The sequence below is a fragment of the Microbacterium sp. NPDC058345 genome (assembly GCF_042723855.1).
GTDB lineage: Bacteria > Actinomycetota > Actinomycetes > Actinomycetales > Microbacteriaceae > Microbacterium.
Genome location: NZ_JBHXIG010000003.1, coordinates 165,333 through 183,706, shown reverse-complemented (window position 1 = coordinate 183,706; position 18,374 = coordinate 165,333). Strand labels below are relative to the sequence as shown.

The following is an 18,374-nucleotide window of genomic DNA, read 5'->3' as shown; positions in this document are numbered from 1 at the left end:
CCTAACCTTACACGAGTCGGATGGGGTGGCCATCGAACCGTCCGTCCTGCACGAGTCCGTGCAGACGCTGCGCTTCACTCCTCCGCGGCACCGAGATCCGCAGCCCACGGGTAGTAACGGAAGATGCCCGACGCCGGAACGCCCGTCACCTCGTCGGAGAACGCCACGGTGCTGGGTGTCGCGTTCGCGCTGATCCACGGCAGCGTCTCGTTCCAGCGTCGAGCCAGCTCGATCTCCAGATCAGCGCGCTCCGAATCGTCCATCGCGGCGCGGGCGCGCGCGATCAACGCGTCGTACTCCGGGTCCTTCAGCAGCCATTCCACGCTCGACTCCGAGTTGCCGTTCTTGTAGAAGCCCACCGGATCGTACGTCGAGACGAAGAAGTCGTCCGAGAACAGGTCGGCCTGGCCGCGCACGGAGTCGTCTCCGTAGTAATCACCGTACTGCGCCGTCGGGATGCGGAGGATCCGCACATCGAGCCCGATGGTCTCGCCGGCGCTGACGACCGCCTCTGCGAGCGTGGAACGAATCGCCTCACCGTCGGTGGCGACGACGATCTCCTGCGTATCGCCGACCTCGGCGACGAGCTCCTTCGCTCTGGCGATGTTCTCATCGGTCACCGTCACCGGCGCGAACTCGAGCTCGGCGTCCGCCGCCTCGAACTTGTCTCGTTCGAAGCTCCACACCGCGGAGCCGATGGGCTGGCTCCACGCAGGGCCGAGCCCGGAGAACGCCGTCGTGTTGATGCCCTCACGATCGAGCACAAGCGAGAGGGCCTGGCGCAGCCGCGGATCCGTGAGAGCCCCGCGTTCGGTCACCATGAGGTTCCACACCCGCGTGTCTTCGCCCTGCACGACGGTGATGTCATCGCGGTGGATCAGATTGGCCGCGATGGACAGGTTCTCCAAGTACGCACCATCAGCCGCACCGGTGCTGAGCTGGTTCGCGATCGCGTCGTCGCTCCCCCACTTGATGATGACCTCGTCGGTCTTCGCCGCGCGCTCGGTGTTCCAGTAGTTCTCGGCCTTCTTCAGCACGATCCGAGAGCCGGACTCCCACGACTGGAGCGTGAACGGACCGGAGCACGCGTCGACTCCGGCCGGCGTCCCGAAGCTGTCCCCCTGCGCCTCGATGACCTTGCGATTCCAGATGACGCCGGCTCCGTTGGCCAGCGAGTTCGTGATGATCGCGTCACGTTGCTTCATGTCGAAGGTGACCTGATGATCGCCGGTCTTGCGAACCCCTGCAACGGTCGCGAACTGGTTCTTCTGCTTCGCGCCCTCAGCCATGTGGCGCTGCATCGACCATGTGACGTCGTCCGCAGTCATCCGCGTGCCGTCATGGAAGATGACATCGTCGCGCAGAGTGAAGACGAGTTCGGAGTCCGACACCCATTCCCAATCAGTGGCGATGCTCGGCTGCACCGTGAGATCGGTGCCCAACTGAATGAGCTTGTCGCACACGTTGGACATCACGATGTCGGTGTTCGACGTCGATGCGCCATCGTCGAAGTCCGAGGTTGCGGGCTCCTTGGCGATCAACCAGGTCGCGGTGTCGAGCGGGCCCACAGCGGCATCCGTGGTGTTGGCGCGAATCACGTTCGTCGACGTCTCGCCGTGAACGGACTGCACCGGGGCACCGCAAGCAGTGACGGCGAGCGAGGTGAAGACCAAGCTCGCGGCGGCGGCCGCGCGGCGGAGAGATGAACTCATGGTGCTTCCTCGGATGTGTCGGCAGGGGAATCTTTACGAAGGGTCACCCTACGACTCCAATGGTATTTTAGGAAGCGTCAGTACCAAAATGTTCAGTCACGGGTCTTCTCCGGGAGCACCGTCGAGATGTGATCGCGCAGGAACTCACTGGCCTCCGGCAGGCGACCGGCGAGGATGAGATCCGCCAGCGCGACGTGCTCGCGACACCGGATGGACGCACGCTCGGGGACCAGTGCCTGTCGATACTCGATCAGACGACGGACTCTGTTGATTCGAGCCAGACCTTCGATGAAGAAGTCGTTTCCACTGCACTCGATGATCGTCTCGTGGAACCTGGTGTTGAGGTCGAAGAGTTCCGCACCGCTGACACTGCGCACGCCGCCATCCGCCAACGATCGCTGCTCCTCTCGGCGCCGCTCGAGCGCGTCCCGGTCGAGGGTGAACGTCGGCTCGAGTATCGCCGCGGGCTCGATGACCGCGCGGTACCGGTAGCTGTTCGCGTAGGACTTGAGCGATGTCAGGACCGGCAGAAAACGCCATCCGTAGCCAGGCAGCGGCTCGATCCACCCCTCCTGAGAGATGCGCATGAGGAGCTGCGAGAGCCGCGAGCGGGTGAGGTCGTAACGGCGCAGGAGGGCGTTCTCGGTCACGCGATCAGGAAGCAGGCCATCCAAGCGGTCGGATGCGATGCGCACATAGACCTCTTCATCGCGCGCCCCCGGCGGGGAGACCTCACCGATCGAGTCACCGGAACGCGCGACCTGATACCGACCGGTCTCCGACTGGGAGATGTACCCGCTTTCACGCAGATCTCTGAGCACCCTTCGCACCGGCGACCGCGACACCCGGAGCAGCTCCGCGAGGCCGCGCTCGGTCAGCGGCGTGCCGACGGCAGGGGCTTCGCGCTTGAGGTACAGAAGTACTTCCGCACGCAGCCGCGCGGCGAGGTCGTCAGCTTCGCCCTGCATCCGATCTTGCAGCGCCATCGATTCCTCCGATCTCCCCTCATCATCTCAAACCGCACGAACACCCCCTTCGCCCACGCCGAACGGTGCGGAAGCGCCTCGGACGCGGACGTCGGAACGCCCTTTGGCACTATGCACTTCCAAAATCCCACAAACGCGGCTAGGGTGATCGCGATGGAGAGCCTCACATGACGACGTTCCTGAAGCCGCAGATCTTCAGGCCGGGCGACCTCGCATCCAATGATCGAGGTGGCGGCGCCCGCACCACACCCCTGACGACGAGGGAACGCGGCGCCACGGCGTTCCTGAACGGCATCACCAGTTTCGACCCGGGTGCGCGAATCGCCCACCATACCCATAACGTCACGGAATCCGTGATGGTGATCGAGGGCGATGCCATCGTCGACATCGACGGGGTGCGCACCGCGCTGAGGACCTTCGACACCACTCTGGTGCCGGCGAACATCCCGCACCATTTCGAGAACGCTTCCACGAAGAAGCCGATGCGAATCTTCTGGACGTACGCCTCAGTCGATGCGTCCCGGACGATCGTCGCTTCGGGAGAGCGCGGACGCATCGATGCCGAGCACGGTGACGGACGCGCCCGCGGAGTTCGCGAGGTCGCACGCATCACGGTGGACGAAGGAGCGAACGAGCGCTTCGAAGCCGCAGTCGCTCACGCGGCACCGCTCTTCCAAGCCGCGCACGGCGCCCGATCACTCGTGCTGGAGCAATCCGAAGAGGACCCACGCCAGTACCAGCTCGTCGTCAGCTGGGACAGCAGTGAGGATCACACCGACCGTTTCCGGAGTTCTGAAGCGTTCGCCGAATGGCGTCGACTGATCTCCGACTCGGTGTCGACGACTCCCGACGTGCGGCATTTCCGAACTGTGCTCACCGCCTTCTGAGCGACCGGCGAGCTCATGCACCATGAACTCCGTTCGGCGGACATCCATCGGATGCTGCGCGAGCGCGCGAACTGGGGCCGCTGGGGCGACGACGATCAGCTCGGCGCATTGAACCTCGTCACGGCTGAGAAGCGCGTCGAGGCGGCAGCGCTGGTGCGCACCGGCCGGATGGTCTCGTTGAGTCATCCCATCCCGACCAGACCCCGTCCGGACATCCCGCGCCCCGCCCAGCACCTCCTCTCCGTCGCAGAGCGGGGAACCGGAGGGATCGCCACGGACTTCTACGGGATCGAGTACCACGGTCTCGCCACGACGCACATCGATGCCCTGGCGCATGCGTGGGATGAGAACGGCATGTGGCAGGGACGAGATCCCGTCGACGAGCTCACCTCACGCGGTGCGCGATGGGGAGGCATCGAGCGGTGGGGCGGCGGCATCCTCACCCGCGGCGTGCTGCTGGACGTGCCGCGCTTCCGCAACGGCGCATATGTCACCCACGAGACGCCCGTCCACGGCGGCGAGCTGAAGGCGATCGCGGCGTCGCAAGGCGTCCGGATGCGTCCCGGAGACGCCGTGTTCGTGTACTCCGGTCGAGCAGCCTGGGATGCGGAGAATCCCGTGTGGGGCTCGGAACGTACCGCCGACGGCCGGAGCCGACGACCCGGACTGCACCTTTCCTGTCTCGACTTCCTGCGCGACCACGACTCCGCCGTGCTCGGCTGGGACATGCTCGACGCGGCACCCAATCCGTGGGGGCTGCCGTGGACGGTGCACGCCGCGATCTTCTCGTACGGTATGGCACTGATCGACAACTGCCTGCTCGAGCCGCTCGCGCAGGCGTGCGCCGAAGAAGGCCGGTATGACTTCATGCTCACCGTCGCACCGCTCATCGTTCCCGGAGGCACCGGCTCGCCGGTCAACCCGCTCGCATCCTTCTAGCTGCCACAAGCTCACCGCCCACCCCGTTGTGCAGTGTTGGTATTATCTATCTTATAAATACCAATCGGCCGATCTCTGAACGATCGCGGACACCTGGAGAGAGCACATGCTGCAATCCGTCAATCCCGCAACCGGCGAGCGCATCGCCGAGTTCCGCACGCACAGCCCGGCCGAGGTCGACTCCGCCCTCGACGCGGCCACCGCAGCACAGCGCAACTGGCGACGCACGCTGCTCGAGACCCGGCTGGAGCTTCTGCGCGCGATCGCACACGAACTGCGGGCAGACGCGGAACGCTACGCGCAGGCGATCACCCGCGAGATGGGTAAGCCGATCATCGAGTCGCGTGCCGAGATCGAGAAGTCGGCCGTGACGCTCGATCACTATGCGGACAACGCTCCGCGCTACCTGACGCCCCAGATCATCGAGTCCAACGCCGAGGAGAGCTCGGTGGTGTTCGAACCCCTCGGCGTGGTGCTCGCGATCATGCCCTGGAACTACCCGTTCTGGCAGTTCTTCCGCTTTGCCGCACCCGCATTGGCCGTAGGCAACGGCGCAGTGCTCAAGCACGCCGCGAACGTGCCCGAGTGCGCGCAGCTCATCCAGGAGGTGATCACTCGCGCCGGCACCCCGACCGGACTGGTCTCGACGCTCCTCATCCCTTCGCGCGATGTCGCCGGCCTGATCGCCGACGACCGCATCGCCGCGGTGACCATCACCGGGTCGAGCCAGGTCGGCGCGCTGGTGGCTTCGCAGGCGGGAGCCGTTCTCAAGAAGCAGGTACTCGAGCTCGGCGGGTCGGATCCTTTCATCGTGCTCGCCGACGCAGATCTGGAGGCGGCGTCGACCACGGCGGTCGCCTCGCGCTTCAACACCAGTGGTCAGAGCTGCGTCAATGCGAAGCGCTTCATCGTCGAGAGCAGCGTCGCCGACCGCTTCGTCGAACTGTTCGTCGAGAAGACCGCGGCGCTCGCCGTCGGCGATCCGGCCGACGAGTCGACGAGGGTCGGCCCTCTTGCCCGCCGCGATCTGCGGGACGCTCTGCACGAGCAGGTGCAGCGCACCATTGCGTCCGGCGCGACTTTGCGGCTCGGCGGAAGCGTGCCCGACGGGCCGGGGAACTACTACGAGCCCACGATCCTCGATCACGTGACCCCCGGCATGGCGGCTTTCGACGAGGAGACCTTCGGCCCGGTCGCCGCAGTGATCCGCGTCGAAGGACCGGACGAGGCCATCGATCTCGCGAATCGCAGCGAATACGGCCTCGGGTCAGCGCTCTGGACAAGCGACATGGAGAGGGCGCGCATTCTCGTTCCGCAGATCGACGCCGGTGCGGTCTTCGTGAACGGCATGGTCGCCTCAGACGCGCGGCTTCCGTTCGGAGGCATCAAGCACTCCGGCTACGGACGAGAGTTGAGCGAATACGGCCTTCGCGAATTCACCAACACGAAGACGGTGTGGTTCGGGCCGGCCCGGTAAGCGCCTTCGGCGTCCGGCCGTTCCCGAGCGTCGGCCGGCTCCGGCCTCGCCGGGGCGGGCGGGATCGTGGCTCGGTGCTAGCCGCCGATGGCGTTCATGCCCCGAACGGGCTGCAGGAACGACGGATCGTCGATCGCGTGCCCGGCGAGCTTGCCGTGCACGCATGATCGCAGCAGACCGGCGATCGCTTCAGCGCGTTCAGCGGGAGCAGACTGCGCTTCGCGTCGCAGCACGGCCGTGAGGTCGTACTCTGCCAGCGAGAACAGGCAGTTGCGGAACTGGCCGTCGGCCGTCAGCCGGAGCCGATCGCACGCGCCGCAGAACGGCGCGGTCACCGATGCGATCACACCGACCTCGTGCGGGCCACCATCCAGACGCCAACGCTCGGCGGGTGCCCCTCCCCGCCCGGGCACGGGATCGAGGCGCCACCGCTCTCCGAGCGTGGCGAGGATCTCTTCCCGAGTGACCATCGAGGCGCGATCCCAGGTGTGACCGGCGTCGAGAGGCATCTGCTCGATGAACCGCAGCTGCGCGCCGACCTCCATCGCGAACTGGACGAGATCCACGAGCTCGTCGTCGTTCACGCCGCGCATCGCCACGGCGTTCAGCTTCAACGGGCGAAGTTCGGATGCCGCCGCGGCGGCGATCCCCTCGAGCACGTCGTCCAAGCGATCGCGCCGGGTCAGTTCGGCGAAGCGCTGCCTTCGAATGGTGTCGATGCTGATGTTCAATCGCGTGAGGCCGGCATCGATCAGCTGCGGGAGCGTGTCAGCGAGCCGGATGCCGTTGGTGGTCATCGCGACTTCGACAGGCCCGTCGTCACCTTCGATACGCGAGATCCGCCGCACGACCTCGACGATGTCGGGTCGCAGCAGCGGCTCTCCGCCGGTGAGGCGGAAGGTACGGATGCCCAGTCGCGCCGCCACCTCGGCGACTTCGATCACCTCGTCCGTGGAGAGGATGCTCGTGCGGGCGAGCCACTCGTTCCCCTGCTCGGGCATGCAATAGGTGCACCGCAGCGAGCATCGGTCGGTCAGTGAGATGCGCAGGTCGCGGTGCACCCGGCCGTGCGTGTCGACGAGACGATCGCGCGGACCGTCCGGGTGGGCACGGACATCGCGGTCGACTGTCCGCCGGCCGATCGTGACCGGAACCGCCGTCATCGCCTCTCCTGTTCCCACGACATCTTCTGAGAATAGCCTTCGCGGAGGCTACCCGCTCGGAACGCACAGGACTGCGGCGCTTTCCCCCATGGCGGCAGAGTCCGGAGGGACTCAGGAGACGGGAACGAACGCCACCCTCGCGGGGGCGACGTGCACGCGGATCCGGTCGCCCGGAGACAGGCCACCCGCTTCAATGAGCGAGAAGTCGGCGACGACCGAGGCCGCGCTGCTTACGCGCACCCCGAGGAGGGTGGGCTCGATGCGGGTCACGACGGTGTCCCAGGATGGCTCTCCGCCGACCGCTTCGCCCATGCGGACATCGGTCGGTCGAAACACTGCGGCGAGCGTGCCCGGACCCGGCTGCGCGCACGGCAGATGCAGGTCTCCCGCCCTCCACACGCCGTCACTCACCGCCCCGACGATCCTGTTGAGGCCGGCGATCGAGGCCACGAAGCGGGATCCGGGTGCAGCGAGCACCTCGCGTACGGGGCCCTCCTGCGTGATGCGGCCCGTTTCGAGCACGACCAGCCGGTCCGCGAGCGCGACCGCGTCTGCGACGTCGTGCGTGACAGCGATGGTCGTGCTCGAAGCGAGCTGATCGCGCAGCATCTGCCTGATATCTCCCGCGGTCTCGGTGTCGAGCGCGATGAGAGGCTCGTCGAGCAGGACGATGCGCGGGGACGCCGCGAGCGCGCGGGCCACGGCGACCCGCTGGGCCTCGCCGCCCGAGAGCTCGTGCGGCATGCGCTCACCCGACCCAGGGAGCCCGACGCGTCGGAGCCAGTCCTCGGCATCGCGCCGCGCGGCACGGATGTCGGTGCCGAGGGCGCGAGGCCCGAAGGCGACGTTCTCACGCACCGACAGGTGGGGGAACAATCGCGGATTCTGCCCGAGCAGTACGGCACCACGGCGCATCGGCTTCGCGCGCACCCTGGAGCCTGTGACGCGGTCGACCACCCGGCCGTCGACAACGATCTCCCCGTCATCCAGAGGCACCAGGCCTGCGAGTGCCTGCAGCAGCGTGGACTTGCCCGCGCCGCTCGGTCCCATGACGACGACCGTCTCGCCGGCCGCGACACCGAGCGCGACGTCGACGACGAAGTGCTCTCGTTCCACGACGATCCGCGCGTGGAGCCCCTCGATGACGCTCATCGCACGGATCCCGGTCGCCACCCGCGCACCAGAAGCAGCACGGCGATCGCGGCGGCCAGCAGGAGCAGCGCGAGTGCGACGGCAGCACCCTGCGAGACGCCGGCGCCATTGAACGCCGTGTAGATCGCCAGCGGCATCGTCTGCGTGACACCGGGACGATTGCCGGCGAAGAGCGACGTGGCGCCGAACTCGCCGATGGCGCGCGCGAAGCACAGCACCACCCCGGCGACGATGCCCGGTGCGGCAAGCGGAATGGTGATGCGTCGCAGGATCGTCCAGCGGCTCGCACCGAGCGCGGCTGCGGTGCGCTCGTACTCGACGCCCGAGGTTCGCACGGCGCCCTCGACGGCGAGCACCAGGAAGGGCAGTGCCACGAAAGACTGCGCCAAGACGACCGCCGGAGTGCTGAACGAAAGGCTCAGGCCGCCGAGCCATCCCGCACGACCGAACAGATACAGCAGGGCGACGCCGCCCACCATGGGCGGCAGCACGAGCGGGATGGTGACCGCGGCGCGCAGCACTGCGGCGACCCTGGGACCGGATCGAGCGATCACCAGCGCGAGGGGAACCCCCACGAGAATGCAGATCAACGTGGCGACGAGCCCGGTGCCCAGAGAGAGAAGCAGTGCCGAACGGGCCGTCTCCGACGTGACGTCGTCGAAGAAGCTCGTCCACTGGACGCGCGCGACCAAGGCGGCGAGCGGAAGGATGAGGAACGCCAGACCGGTCAGCGCGGGGATGACGATCGCGCGTGGCGCATAACCACCGGCTGCCCTGCTCACGGCGCCCCGAAACCGTGTTCTGCCAGGATGCCCAGACCGGCGTCCGACAGAACGAATGCGACGAACGCCTCGGCCGCGTCAGCGTTCGGAGCATCGTCGAGCGCTGCGACGGGATAGTGGTTGACGACCTTGTCCGCGCCCTCCGGTGCGATCGCCTGGAGGTCTGCGCGGCCGATCACGTCCGTCGCGTAGACGAGCCCGGCGTCCGCCTCTGAGGTGGCGACTTTGGTGAGCACCGCGCTCACGTTCTGTTCCAGACTTGCCGGTTCCACGGTAATACCGGCCCTCGACAGCAGCGTGGCCGAGGCAGCGCCGCACGGCACCTCGGGTGCGCAGAGCACCGTGGTGACGTCGCCGAGGTCGGCCAGTTCCTCGACGCCGCCCGTGTTGCCCGCGGGCACGGCGATGACGAGGGTGTTCGACGCGAAGAGCATCGGATCGAGCGCCCGCTCCTCCAGCCTGCTCATATTCCTCTCGTCAGCGGAGGCGAAGACATCGCCGGGAGCGCCCTCGAGAAGCTGGGTGGCGAGGGTGGAGGATCCGTCGTACACAGGACGGAACCGCACCTCGGGATGCGCGGCCGTGAAAGCCCTGCCCATGTCGTCGAACACCGCCTGCAGCGACGCGGCCGCGTACACCGTGAGATCGCCGCTGAAGGTGCCGTTGTCCGTGGCCACCGGCCGGCGAGCGTCGGGGGCGCCGGCCGTCGAAGCGCACCCTGTGAACGTGAGGGCTGCGGCCGCGAGGACGATGGCGGGCCTGAGTACGGGATGGTGCACGTCACACCTTCGGAACGTCGACGACGACCTGTGTCGCCTTCACGGATGCGGTGGCCAGAGAACCGGCTTCGAGGCGGAGTTCGCGGGCCGCCTCAGCAGACATGAGAGAGACGATGCGGTGCGGTCCCGACTGCAGATCCACCTGCGCCATCAGCCCCTCGATCTGCACCCGGGTCACGATGCCGACGAATCGATTTCGTGCGCTCGAAAGTGCGTCGATCGGATCCACCGGCTCGTCCGCGAGCGCGACAGCGCGGGCGGCCAGCGCGTCGCCGGGAATCTCGACCGGGACCGCGTCCGTCGTCCGCAGCAGCCCTTGATCGATCCAGCGACGGACAGTGTCATCGCTGACCCCCAGCAATTGCGCTGCGCGAGCGATGCGGTAGTTCTGCATCCTCGGATGCTAGCGCAGATGCGGACGAAATCACTGCCGGACTCCGCAATCGCGGATAGCCGGGAGGGCGAAGACAATCTCTCCACCGCGGATGGAGGCACAGCAGGTTCAGCGCATAATCTTGTGCCATGCAGCCGCTCGTCGCCCCTGTCCCCGCCCTCGAGCCGGCAGAGCTGGTCCGCACTGCCCGGCACGCCGTGCTGGCCGGCATCGGCGAAGAAGGGCAGCGCCGTCTCGCCGCAGCCCACGTCGCGGTGGTCGGGGCGGGAGGCATCGGTTCGCCGGTCCTGCTCGCCCTCGCAGCGGCAGGCATCGGTACGATCACGGTCATCGATGACGACGTGGTCGAACTGACCAACCTGCAGCGCCAGCTCGCACACCGCGCCGAGGACGTCGGCACGCCGAAGAGCGCGTCCGCGGCACGGGCGATCCTCGCCCTCTCGCCGGCGACCGTGGTCGCGCCCGAGGCGGTGCGACTCGACACGTCGAACGCTGTGCGGCTGATCGGCGGGGCCGACGTCGTCGTGGACACGAGTGACTCCTTCCACACACGACGCGATGTCGCCGCCGCAGCGGAAGAACTCGGCATCCCCCTGGTCTGGGGAGCCGTGCAGGAGTGGCATGCACAGGTGACCGTCTTCTGGTCGGCGCCGCCCGAGGAGCATCAACCGGTGATTCTCGCTGATCTGTTCCCGCCGGGCTCGGAGGGCGAACCACCGAGCTGCGCCCAGGTGGGGGTGCTCGGGTCACTGTGCCTGCAGGCGGGAGGCGTCGCGGCAGGCGAGGTCGTCAAGCTCGTCACCGGTGCGGGTGAGCCGCTGCTCGGTCGCCTGGCCGTGATCGATGCGCTCTCCGCCCGGCAGCACGAGATCATGATCCGCCCGCAGGTGAACGCATGACGTCCGCGGCGCATGCACTCCGCACGGTGGACGAGCAGTCCGCACGCGTGCTGAATCGCGTCCGCATGCTGCCCGCCGTGGATCTGGCGGTGCAGGACGCAGCGGGCCGCACGCTGGTGCGAGATGCGGTCGCCACTCACGACATCCCCGTGTTCGACAACTCCGCGATGGACGGCTTCGCGGTGCGCGGGTCGGACGTCGCGGGCGCCTCTTCCCGAAACCCGGTGAAGCTGCGCGTCGTCGCCGATCTGCCCGCCGGCGCGTCGGACGACCCGCCTCTCCATCCGGGTGAGGCCGCTCGGATCATGACCGGTTCTCCCGTGCCCAGCGCCGCCGACGTGATCGTCCCGTTCGAAGACACCGCCGGCGGTCTGGCCGACTCGCTCGGCGACGTGCAGGTGCTGCGCGCACCGGCGGCCGGGGCGTTCGTGCGCCGACGCGGGACGGATCTGCGAGCCGGAGACGCGGTCGTGCGTGCCGGCGAGCGGCTGGGTGCCTACCAGTGCGCGGCCGTCATCGCCGCCGGGGTCGATCACGTCCGCGTCAGCCGCGCTCCGCGCGTGGCCGTCGTCTCGACCGGCAGCGAGCTGCTCTCTCCCGGCGAGCACCCCGACCGCGGCCGCATCCCCGACTCGAACGGACCTCTGCTCGAGCAGCTCGTGCGCGATGCCGATGCCGAGGTGATCATGCTCACACGCGTGGCGGACGACGCACGTGCCGTGCATGCCGTGACCGCCGACGCCGTCTCCGGCGGCGCCGATGTGATCATCTTCACGGGCGGCGTCAGCGCCGGAGCATACGAACCGGTGCGGGGCGCCTTCGACGGGCAAGGTGAGGTCGAGTTCGTCAGCGTCGAGATGCAACCGGGCAAGCCCCAGGCGTTCGGCGTCCTGAACTCCGGGACGCTCGTCTTCGGCCTCCCAGGGAATCCGGTGAGCGTCGCGGTGTCGTTCGAGGTTTTCGTACGACCGGCCCTGCTCGCGATGCAGGGCCGGTCGGTGATCCACCGACCCCGTGCGCCTTTCGCCGCCGGTGTCGATTGGACCACCCCTGCGGGGCGGCGTCAGTACCTGCCCGCGCAGGTCGACCTCGCGGCCCGCACGGTGCGTCCCGCGACATCCGGAGGCTCAGGTTCGCATCTCGCCGGCGGCCTGGCCCGCGCTCATGCTTTCGCGATCGTGCCCGCGGAGGTCGCACGTGTCGCCGCGGGTGACATGATCGATGTCATGCTGGTGGGATGAGCTTTCCGCATCTCGACGCCTCGGGCCGCGCACACATGGTCGATGTGACAGCCAAGCAGCCGACCGTCCGCACGGCGACGGCGCGCGGCTTCGTTCGCTGCAGCAGCGAGGTCATCGCGGCGCTGCGTGACGGCACCGCGCCCAAGGGCGACGTGCTGGCTGTGGCGCGCATCGCGGGCATCCAGGCTGCGAAGTCGACGCCGTCCCTGCTGCCGCTCGCACACGTCATCGGAGTGCACCGGGCGAGCGTCGAGCTCGAGATCTCCGATGACGGCGTCCACGTCGAAGCCACCGTCGGCACAGCCGACCGCACCGGCGTGGAGATGGAGGCGCTCACAGCCGTCTCGGTGAGCGCCCTCGCGATCGTCGACATGATCAAGGGCCTCGACCGATCGGTGGTGATCGAGGACCTGCGCATCACTGCGAAGGCCGGCGGGCGGTCCGGTGACTGGATGCGCCCAGGGGAGGAACGATGACACGGGTACGCTACTTCGCCGCGGCGGCGGAAGCGGCCGGCACGGACGCAGAGGACCGCGCCGAGAGCTCACTGCAGGCGCTCCGCGCCGCCGTCATCTCCGAGCACCCTGCGCTCGCCGGCATCCTGTCGCGATGCGCGGTCCTCGTCGACGGTGTCCGCACCGACGGTGACCGCCGACTGGAGGACGCGCGGATCGTCGACGTTCTGCCGCCGTTCGCGGGCGGCTGACACCGGATGACGGCGGCACTCAGCCGCCGATGCCCTTCCACAGGGCGGAACCGTCTGCCTCCCGCTGGCGCTTCCACACCGGCAGCTCGCGCTTGATGTCCTCGATGACGGCTCGACAGACCTCGAAGGCCTCACCACGGTGCACCGCAGCGACGGCGATCACCACGGCCGCATCGCCGACCTCGAGCCGTCCCGTGCGGTGACTCACGGCGACCGTGACCCGCGCAGCACCGAGGGCTCCGGCCTTCTCGGCGATCGCCCGCAGCACGGCCGCAGCGTCGGGATGAGAACTGTACTCGAGCCCGACGACCGGGGTGGCGGCATCGGAGTCGTTGTCGCGCACCCGGCCGATGAACGTGGCGACAGCGCCGAGGCCGGGGTCCTCGACCGCACGCAGATGCGCCTCGACGTCGAGCGGGTTCTCGGAGATCTCCGCCAGCAGGACTGTGTTCACGAGTGGTCTCCTCCATCGAGTTGAGCGACGACATGCTGTGCCACGGCCAGCACCACCGGCACACCCGCGGCGACGGCCCCCGTCGATCCGGGAAGATTCACGACGAGCGCGCCGGCCGGATCCACGGTGCCTGCCAATCCCCGTGACAGCACGGAAAGCGGCGTATCCGAGAGTCCGCTGCGCCTCAGTTCCTCGGCGATGCCCGGAATCTCCCGGGTGATCACCTGACGGGTGCCCTCCGGCGTGGCATCACGCGGTCCCACACCGGTTCCGCCCGTCGTCACGATCAGCCGTGTGCCACGGGCAACGGCTCGACGCAGGGCCTGGGCGACCGAGTCGGCCCCGTCGGGGATGACCTCGGCGTCGGGGCAGCGCCACCCGGCATCCCGCAACAGCTTCACCGCGATCGGCCCGCCGCGATCCTCACGTTCACCCGCGAACGAGCGATCGGAGACGGTGATCACACACGCGAGCAGCGAGGTCATCGCTCCAGCCTATTCGGTGCCTGCGGATGCACGTTGATGTCAGGCGACCCTGACGAGCATGCGCTGCCACCCCGTCGCTCCGTCCGGAGCGATCGGCGCCCGCTCCTCGATCTGCAGCTCGCCCTTCTTGTTCACCGCTCGAACTGCCACATAATGGGTGCCCGGGGTGGCATCCCACTCCAGGAACCACTGCACCCAGGTGTCATCGTTGATCGGCGTCGAGAGCGTCGCGGGAGCCCAGTCGCCGTCATCGATGCTGATCTCGACGCGCTCGATGCCCACGGATTGCGCCCAGGCGACGCCCGCGATCGGGATCGTCCCCGCGTCGACCGGCGAACCCGGCCTCGGGGTGTCGATGCGCGACGAGAACTTGATCGGCGCCTTTGCGCTGTAGCCGCGGGGTGTCCAGTACGCCTCGTCCTTCTCGAATGTCGTGACCTGCAACTCCGTGAGCCATTTCGTCGCCGATACGTAGCCGTACAGGCCGGGCACGACCATCCGCACCGGGAAGCCGTGCTCCAGCGGGAGCGGCTCGCCGTTCATGCCGATCGCGAGGATGGCGTCGAGATTCTCGTCGGTCAGGGCTGAGAGCGGGGTGCTGGCCGTGTAGCCGTCGACACTGCGCGACAACACCATGTCGGCGTCGGCGTCGACACCCGCTTTCTTCAGCACGTCCCGCAACGGCACGCCCAGCCACATCGCATTGCCCACCAGCTCTCCGCCGACCTCGTTCGAGACGCAGGTGAGAGTGATCGCGTACTCGTTCACCCCCATGTCCACGATGTCCTGGTAGCTCATCACAACTCTCTGCTCGACCATGCCGTCGATCACCAGTCGCCACGACTCGGGGTCGATCGTCGGCACGGTGAGCGCGGTGTCGACCCGGTAGAAGTCCTTGTTGGGGGTGAACAGCGGGCTCAATCCGGGGATATCCAGGTCCGCGCCGCCGGGGACGGTCACCTTCGCGCGCGCCGAGGGCAGGGTGAGCGATTCGCGGATCGTCTCGACGGAGGTCACTGCCGCGTTGACCGCACGCGAGGCGATGCCGACGAGAACGGCGGACACCCCGGCAAGTCCCGCGAGCAGCAAGAACTGTCGGCGGGCGACGGCGCTTGTGACCTCGGTGCTGGCCACACCTGCATCGTCGGACGACGCCATGGCATCCCGCCAGGTGCGCAGACGGCGGGCCGACAGCGCGAGCACGAGGCACCCGAAGACGGTTCCCGTCAACGGCGGGATGCCACTCAGCGGCGTCCCCCCTGCGCGGGTGACGATCGCGAGGGTCGACAGCACCCCGCCCGCCGCAAGCATCACGGTTCCGAGCGGGGGCCGCGCGAGCTCCAGGGCGCCAGCGATGGCAGAGGCGATCACGGCTGCGAAGCCGACTCCGATGAGCAGCACGAGCTTGTCGTATTCCCCGAACGTCGTGATCGCGAACTCCTTCAGCGGCCGCGGCACGATGTCGACGATGAAGCTTCCGACGGCGAGGACCGGACTCGCCGCGCGGTCGACGAACAATGCCAACACCTCAGCCGTCGCGAGGAGGACGGCACCGCTGATCGCTCCCCCCAGCGAGGACCAGGCGTACCACCGTGTGCGACCTTGTCGGTGGGAAAGTGCCATGTGTCGCTCCTTCATCACGATGATGTCCTCTCCGTCTGTTCGGAGCGGATGCGGCAACGGATGTCGAGAAGGTACTGACGATTAGTCGGCAGGTCCGACTCGAGCCGCAGATGATCCTCATCGACTCTTCGACACGGTACCGTCTGACTCCGCTCACGACGTCGCCGATGAGCACGCCTGCATCGAGGGATGCACGATCGGCTCGCTCGCCGACGAGATCATCAAGTCCGAGCTCGACGTCCGAGCGGACCCGGCGCGCGTCTTCGACGAGTGGCGCGGCGTCTTCGACGAGTGGCGCGCGTCTTCCGCGATGGCCATCGCGCACGTGAAGTCGTTCGCCGCGTAAGGACGGCGTCGCTCGCGTCACCAACACTCCGAGACCTGACAGGCCAGGTGCGGACAGGAGGATGACATGGACGACGAAGACGGCCCCGCGCCGACCCGCCTGCAGCGCCGGTCCGCCGCCCTGGCGGAGCGGCTTCCCGGTGTGGAGCGCAGCCATCAGGCGCAGGGCGATTGGGACTTCTGGAAGGTCGGCGGCAAGACGTTCCTGGCGCACACCGCGCTTCCCGGCGAGCCGGTCGTGACCGTGAAGGTCGATCCGGCGGACGGTGAGGGACTGCGGGCGCAGTACCCGCAGATCACGCCGGGCTATCACATGAACAAGCAGCACTGGGTCAGCGTGCATCCGGGAGAGCAGGTGCCGACCGAAGTCCTCGACGAGCTCGTGGTCGAGTCATACCGCCTCGTCGTCGGCGGTCTGCGCCGCGACCTCCGACCCGTCGACCCGGCGACGTTCCGCCCCGAATGAGACAGACAGAGGAGCACTTCATGAGCACGACTGACGCATCCACCGTCTTTGACGCCCTCGCGGCGGAGATCGCGCAGAACAACGCCCACGGACGCGTTCTGGTGGCGATAGACGGAGCAGGAGCCGAGACGACGCGACGTTTCGCCGACGCGCTCGCAGACGCGGCGCGCGCCGCGGGTCGCACACCCTTCCGGGCGAGCGCCGAGCGCCCGGAGCAGTACGCCGGCGACGAGGATGCGTCCCTGCTCCGGGCCGTGCTGGCGGGCTTCCGCGACGGGGCGCTGGAACGCGACGACCTCATCACCGAGGTCCCGGACAATGCCCTGCTGATCGTCGACGGCCGCTTCCTGCTGAGCCCCCGGCTGCGCGGGGCGTGGCACTACCGCGTGTGGCTCGAAGGCGATTCGATGTCGGACGAGGCCGCATACGCACAGCGGCTGCGCTACGTCCGTGACGACGAGCCGCGCGGCGCGGCCGAGGCGATCTACGACGTCTCCGGACCCGATGCGCCGGTGCGCACCTTCTCCGATTCCTGCTGACGGGCGCGCGTCGTCTCGACCTCATTCTTCGCGACACCGAATGCGCTTGACAGCCCACTTTGTACCGCTCAGTAATGGACGTTTCCGTCCGTTTCCGGATCCGACCGAAGGAACCTTTGATGTCCCGACTGACCGCTCCCGCTCCGGCCGACCTCGACACGAAGACGCACGGCGTGCTGGCCGGAGTCGCCAAGCAGTTCGGCTTCGCCCCCGGCATGTTCGACACGCTCGCCGCGAACCCCACCGTCCTCGAGATCGTTCTCGGCCTGCAGACCAGCATCGCGAGGCTGCTCGACGCGAAAACCCGGCACGTCATCGCGCTCGCGGTCTCGTACGCGAACGACTGCGACTACTGCTCGGCTATCCACGGCTACGTCTCGTCGAACCTCGGCCGCATGAGCGATGAGGAGATCGAGGCCGCGCGCGTCGGCGAGTCGAGCGACCCGAAGCGCGCCGCCGCCGCGCGATTCTCGCAGCGGGTGATCGAGCACCGCGGGCAGGTCGGCGACGAGGACCTCGCGGCCGTGCGGGAAGCCGGCTACACGGACGCGGAGATCCAGGCGATCGTGACCGTGTCGGTCGTGACGCTACTCACGAACTACCTGAACAACGTCAACGACTCGGTCGTCGACGTGCCCGGCGCGACGCGTCGTTGACCCCGCCGACAGGCCGATTCGAAAGCAGGACGATGGATCTCGACTACCTCAAGAACAAGCACCTGACCCGCTATTTCGATGCGACCAGGAAGATCCCGAACGACACGGTGGATAGCTTCCTCACGTTCCTCCACACCCTCCCGACATCCGTGAACATCCAGCCGAATCACTTCTACGTGCTCGAGACCGCGGAGGGGAAGAAGAAGCTGGTCGACGCCCTGAAGGGCCGTTTCTCAGACAACGCCGGAAAGGTCGCAAGCGCCTCGCACGCGATCGTCGTCACCACGCGGACGGACGTCTCCGACGAGCACCTGCAGACGGTGAACGCGAAGGAACGAGCGGACCTGCGCTTCCCCGATCCGAAGATCCAGGCCGGCTGGGAAACCGGCACAAAGGACTTCCTGCGGATCCAGACCGAGCGCGACGGTCTCCTCAAGCACTGGATGGAGAAGCAGACCTATCTGATCACGGGCGCGAGCATGATGGCCGCGCACGAGTTCGGCTTCGACGCCACGCCGTTCGAGGGCTTCGCGCCCGAGCAAGTGGACGAAGCCTTCGGCCTGACGGGAACCGGATACACCACGACGCTCCTGCTGGTCATGGGTTACCCCGACGAATCGCGCGCGTACAAGGGGCCCATCTCGCGCCTCGAGCAGCACAACGTCTTCACACGCCTGTGACGCGGACGG

At 67.8% G+C, this 18,374-nt stretch carries 21 protein-coding genes; 11 read left to right on the top strand and 10 right to left on the bottom strand.

The window, feature by feature from the left end; translation table 11 throughout:
• Nucleotides 1-74: 74 nt before the first annotated feature.
• Both ACFWH5_RS12550 and ACFWH5_RS12545 read right to left on the bottom strand, forming a co-directional pair.
• Complete coding sequence (locus ACFWH5_RS12550; protein WP_378835067.1) at nucleotides 75-1,712, bottom strand: ABC transporter substrate-binding protein; 1,638 nt, start codon at nucleotides 1,710-1,712, stop codon at nucleotides 75-77.
• Between the two features lie 92 nt (nucleotides 1,713-1,804).
• Entirely contained in the window at nucleotides 1,805-2,698 is an 894-nt protein-coding gene (locus ACFWH5_RS12545; RefSeq protein WP_378835065.1) for an FCD domain-containing protein, read from the bottom strand.
• Nucleotides 2,699-2,865: 167 nt separating this feature from the next.
• On the opposite strand from ACFWH5_RS12545, the gene ACFWH5_RS12540 reads away from it, so the two are divergent.
• The 3 genes from ACFWH5_RS12540 (at nucleotide 2,866) to ACFWH5_RS12530 (ending at nucleotide 6,001) form a co-directional block, all read left to right on the top strand.
• The gene (locus ACFWH5_RS12540; protein WP_378835063.1) at nucleotides 2,866-3,585 is read left to right on the top strand and encodes a cupin domain-containing protein; all 720 of its coding nucleotides are present in this window, start codon (nucleotides 2,866-2,868) and stop codon (nucleotides 3,583-3,585) included.
• Between the two features lie 15 nt (nucleotides 3,586-3,600).
• The gene (locus tag ACFWH5_RS12535) at nucleotides 3,601-4,524 is read left to right on the top strand and encodes a cyclase family protein (protein WP_378835062.1); all 924 of its coding nucleotides are present in this window, start codon (nucleotides 3,601-3,603) and stop codon (nucleotides 4,522-4,524) included.
• Nucleotides 4,525-4,630: 106 nt separating this feature from the next.
• Entirely contained in the window at nucleotides 4,631-6,001 is a 1,371-nt protein-coding gene (locus tag ACFWH5_RS12530; RefSeq protein ID WP_378835061.1) for an NAD-dependent succinate-semialdehyde dehydrogenase, read from the top strand.
• A gap of 77 nt (nucleotides 6,002-6,078) precedes the next feature.
• Here ACFWH5_RS12530 and moaA read toward each other — a convergent pair whose 3' ends face one another.
• From moaA to ACFWH5_RS12505, 5 genes are all read right to left on the bottom strand, one after another.
• On the bottom strand, nucleotides 6,079-7,164 hold the full coding sequence (gene moaA / locus ACFWH5_RS12525) for a GTP 3',8-cyclase MoaA (protein WP_378835060.1): 1,086 nt from the start codon (nucleotides 7,162-7,164) through the stop codon (nucleotides 6,079-6,081).
• A 111-nt stretch (nucleotides 7,165-7,275) separates the two neighbouring features.
• Nucleotides 7,276-8,316 carry a sulfate/molybdate ABC transporter ATP-binding protein gene (locus ACFWH5_RS12520; RefSeq protein WP_378835058.1) on the bottom strand — a complete coding sequence of 347 codons (1,041 nt, stop codon included), beginning with the start codon at nucleotides 8,314-8,316 and terminating at the stop codon, nucleotides 7,276-7,278.
• Nucleotides 8,313-9,098 carry a molybdate ABC transporter permease subunit gene (gene modB / locus ACFWH5_RS12515; protein WP_378835057.1) on the bottom strand — a complete coding sequence of 262 codons (786 nt, stop codon included), beginning with the start codon at nucleotides 9,096-9,098 and terminating at the stop codon, nucleotides 8,313-8,315. Before modB ends, ACFWH5_RS12520 begins: the two co-directional genes overlap by 4 nt.
• Complete coding sequence (modA, locus tag ACFWH5_RS12510; RefSeq protein ID WP_378835055.1) at nucleotides 9,095-9,877, bottom strand: molybdate ABC transporter substrate-binding protein; 783 nt, start codon at nucleotides 9,875-9,877, stop codon at nucleotides 9,095-9,097. Before modA ends, modB begins: the two co-directional genes overlap by 4 nt.
• A gap of 1 nt (nucleotide 9,878) precedes the next feature.
• Nucleotides 9,879-10,271: a molybdopterin-binding protein gene (locus ACFWH5_RS12505; RefSeq protein WP_378835054.1), complete on the bottom strand. Its 393-nt coding sequence runs from the start codon at nucleotides 10,269-10,271 to the stop codon at nucleotides 9,879-9,881.
• 128 nt (nucleotides 10,272-10,399) lie between these two features.
• Here ACFWH5_RS12505 and ACFWH5_RS12500 point away from each other — a divergent pair, with 128 nt between their 5' ends.
• The 4 genes from ACFWH5_RS12500 to ACFWH5_RS12485 are packed head-to-tail and all read left to right on the top strand — an operon-like array spanning nucleotide 10,400 to nucleotide 13,117.
• Entirely contained in the window at nucleotides 10,400-11,170 is a 771-nt protein-coding gene (locus ACFWH5_RS12500) for a HesA/MoeB/ThiF family protein (RefSeq protein WP_378835053.1), read from the top strand.
• Nucleotides 11,167-12,411, top strand: a complete 1,245-nt coding sequence (gene glp, locus ACFWH5_RS12495) for a gephyrin-like molybdotransferase Glp (RefSeq protein WP_378835052.1) — start codon at nucleotides 11,167-11,169, stop codon at nucleotides 12,409-12,411. The genes ACFWH5_RS12500 and glp overlap by 4 nt, the downstream gene beginning before the upstream one ends.
• A complete protein-coding gene (gene moaC / locus ACFWH5_RS12490) occupies nucleotides 12,408-12,887 on the top strand; it encodes a cyclic pyranopterin monophosphate synthase MoaC (protein WP_378835051.1) in 480 nt (159 codons plus the stop codon). The genes glp and moaC overlap by 4 nt, the downstream gene beginning before the upstream one ends.
• Nucleotides 12,884-13,117 carry a MoaD/ThiS family protein gene (locus ACFWH5_RS12485; protein ID WP_378835049.1) on the top strand — a complete coding sequence of 78 codons (234 nt, stop codon included), beginning with the start codon at nucleotides 12,884-12,886 and terminating at the stop codon, nucleotides 13,115-13,117. Before moaC ends, ACFWH5_RS12485 begins: the two co-directional genes overlap by 4 nt.
• 19 nt (nucleotides 13,118-13,136) lie before the next feature.
• Here ACFWH5_RS12485 and ACFWH5_RS12480 read toward each other — a convergent pair whose 3' ends face one another.
• From ACFWH5_RS12480 to ACFWH5_RS12470, 3 genes are read right to left on the bottom strand one after another with little or no spacing between them, the layout of a single operon-like run.
• Nucleotides 13,137-13,571, bottom strand: a complete 435-nt coding sequence (locus tag ACFWH5_RS12480; protein WP_378835048.1) for a molybdenum cofactor biosynthesis protein MoaE — start codon at nucleotides 13,569-13,571, stop codon at nucleotides 13,137-13,139.
• Nucleotides 13,568-14,056, bottom strand: coding sequence for a molybdenum cofactor biosynthesis protein B (locus ACFWH5_RS12475; protein ID WP_378835046.1), 489 nt, complete (start codon nucleotides 14,054-14,056; stop codon nucleotides 13,568-13,570). Before ACFWH5_RS12475 ends, ACFWH5_RS12480 begins: the two co-directional genes overlap by 4 nt.
• Before the next feature lie 39 nt (nucleotides 14,057-14,095).
• Complete coding sequence (locus ACFWH5_RS12470) at nucleotides 14,096-15,679, bottom strand: molybdopterin-dependent oxidoreductase (RefSeq protein WP_378835045.1); 1,584 nt, start codon at nucleotides 15,677-15,679, stop codon at nucleotides 14,096-14,098.
• Between the two features lie 412 nt (nucleotides 15,680-16,091).
• On the opposite strand from ACFWH5_RS12470, the gene ACFWH5_RS12465 reads away from it, so the two are divergent.
• The 4 genes from ACFWH5_RS12465 (at nucleotide 16,092) to ACFWH5_RS12450 (ending at nucleotide 18,365) form a co-directional block, all read left to right on the top strand.
• Nucleotides 16,092-16,490 (top strand): MmcQ/YjbR family DNA-binding protein, encoded by a 399-nt coding sequence (locus tag ACFWH5_RS12465; RefSeq protein ID WP_378835044.1) that lies wholly within the window; start codon nucleotides 16,092-16,094, stop codon nucleotides 16,488-16,490.
• 20 nt (nucleotides 16,491-16,510) lie between these two features.
• Nucleotides 16,511-17,029, top strand: a complete 519-nt coding sequence (locus ACFWH5_RS12460) for a hypothetical protein (protein WP_378835042.1) — start codon at nucleotides 16,511-16,513, stop codon at nucleotides 17,027-17,029.
• A 119-nt stretch (nucleotides 17,030-17,148) separates the two neighbouring features.
• Nucleotides 17,149-17,685: a carboxymuconolactone decarboxylase family protein gene (locus ACFWH5_RS12455; protein ID WP_378835041.1), complete on the top strand. Its 537-nt coding sequence runs from the start codon at nucleotides 17,149-17,151 to the stop codon at nucleotides 17,683-17,685.
• A gap of 32 nt (nucleotides 17,686-17,717) precedes the next feature.
• Nucleotides 17,718-18,365 carry a nitroreductase family protein gene (locus tag ACFWH5_RS12450; protein WP_378835040.1) on the top strand — a complete coding sequence of 216 codons (648 nt, stop codon included), beginning with the start codon at nucleotides 17,718-17,720 and terminating at the stop codon, nucleotides 18,363-18,365.
• The last annotated feature ends 9 nt before the right edge of the window (nucleotides 18,366-18,374 follow it).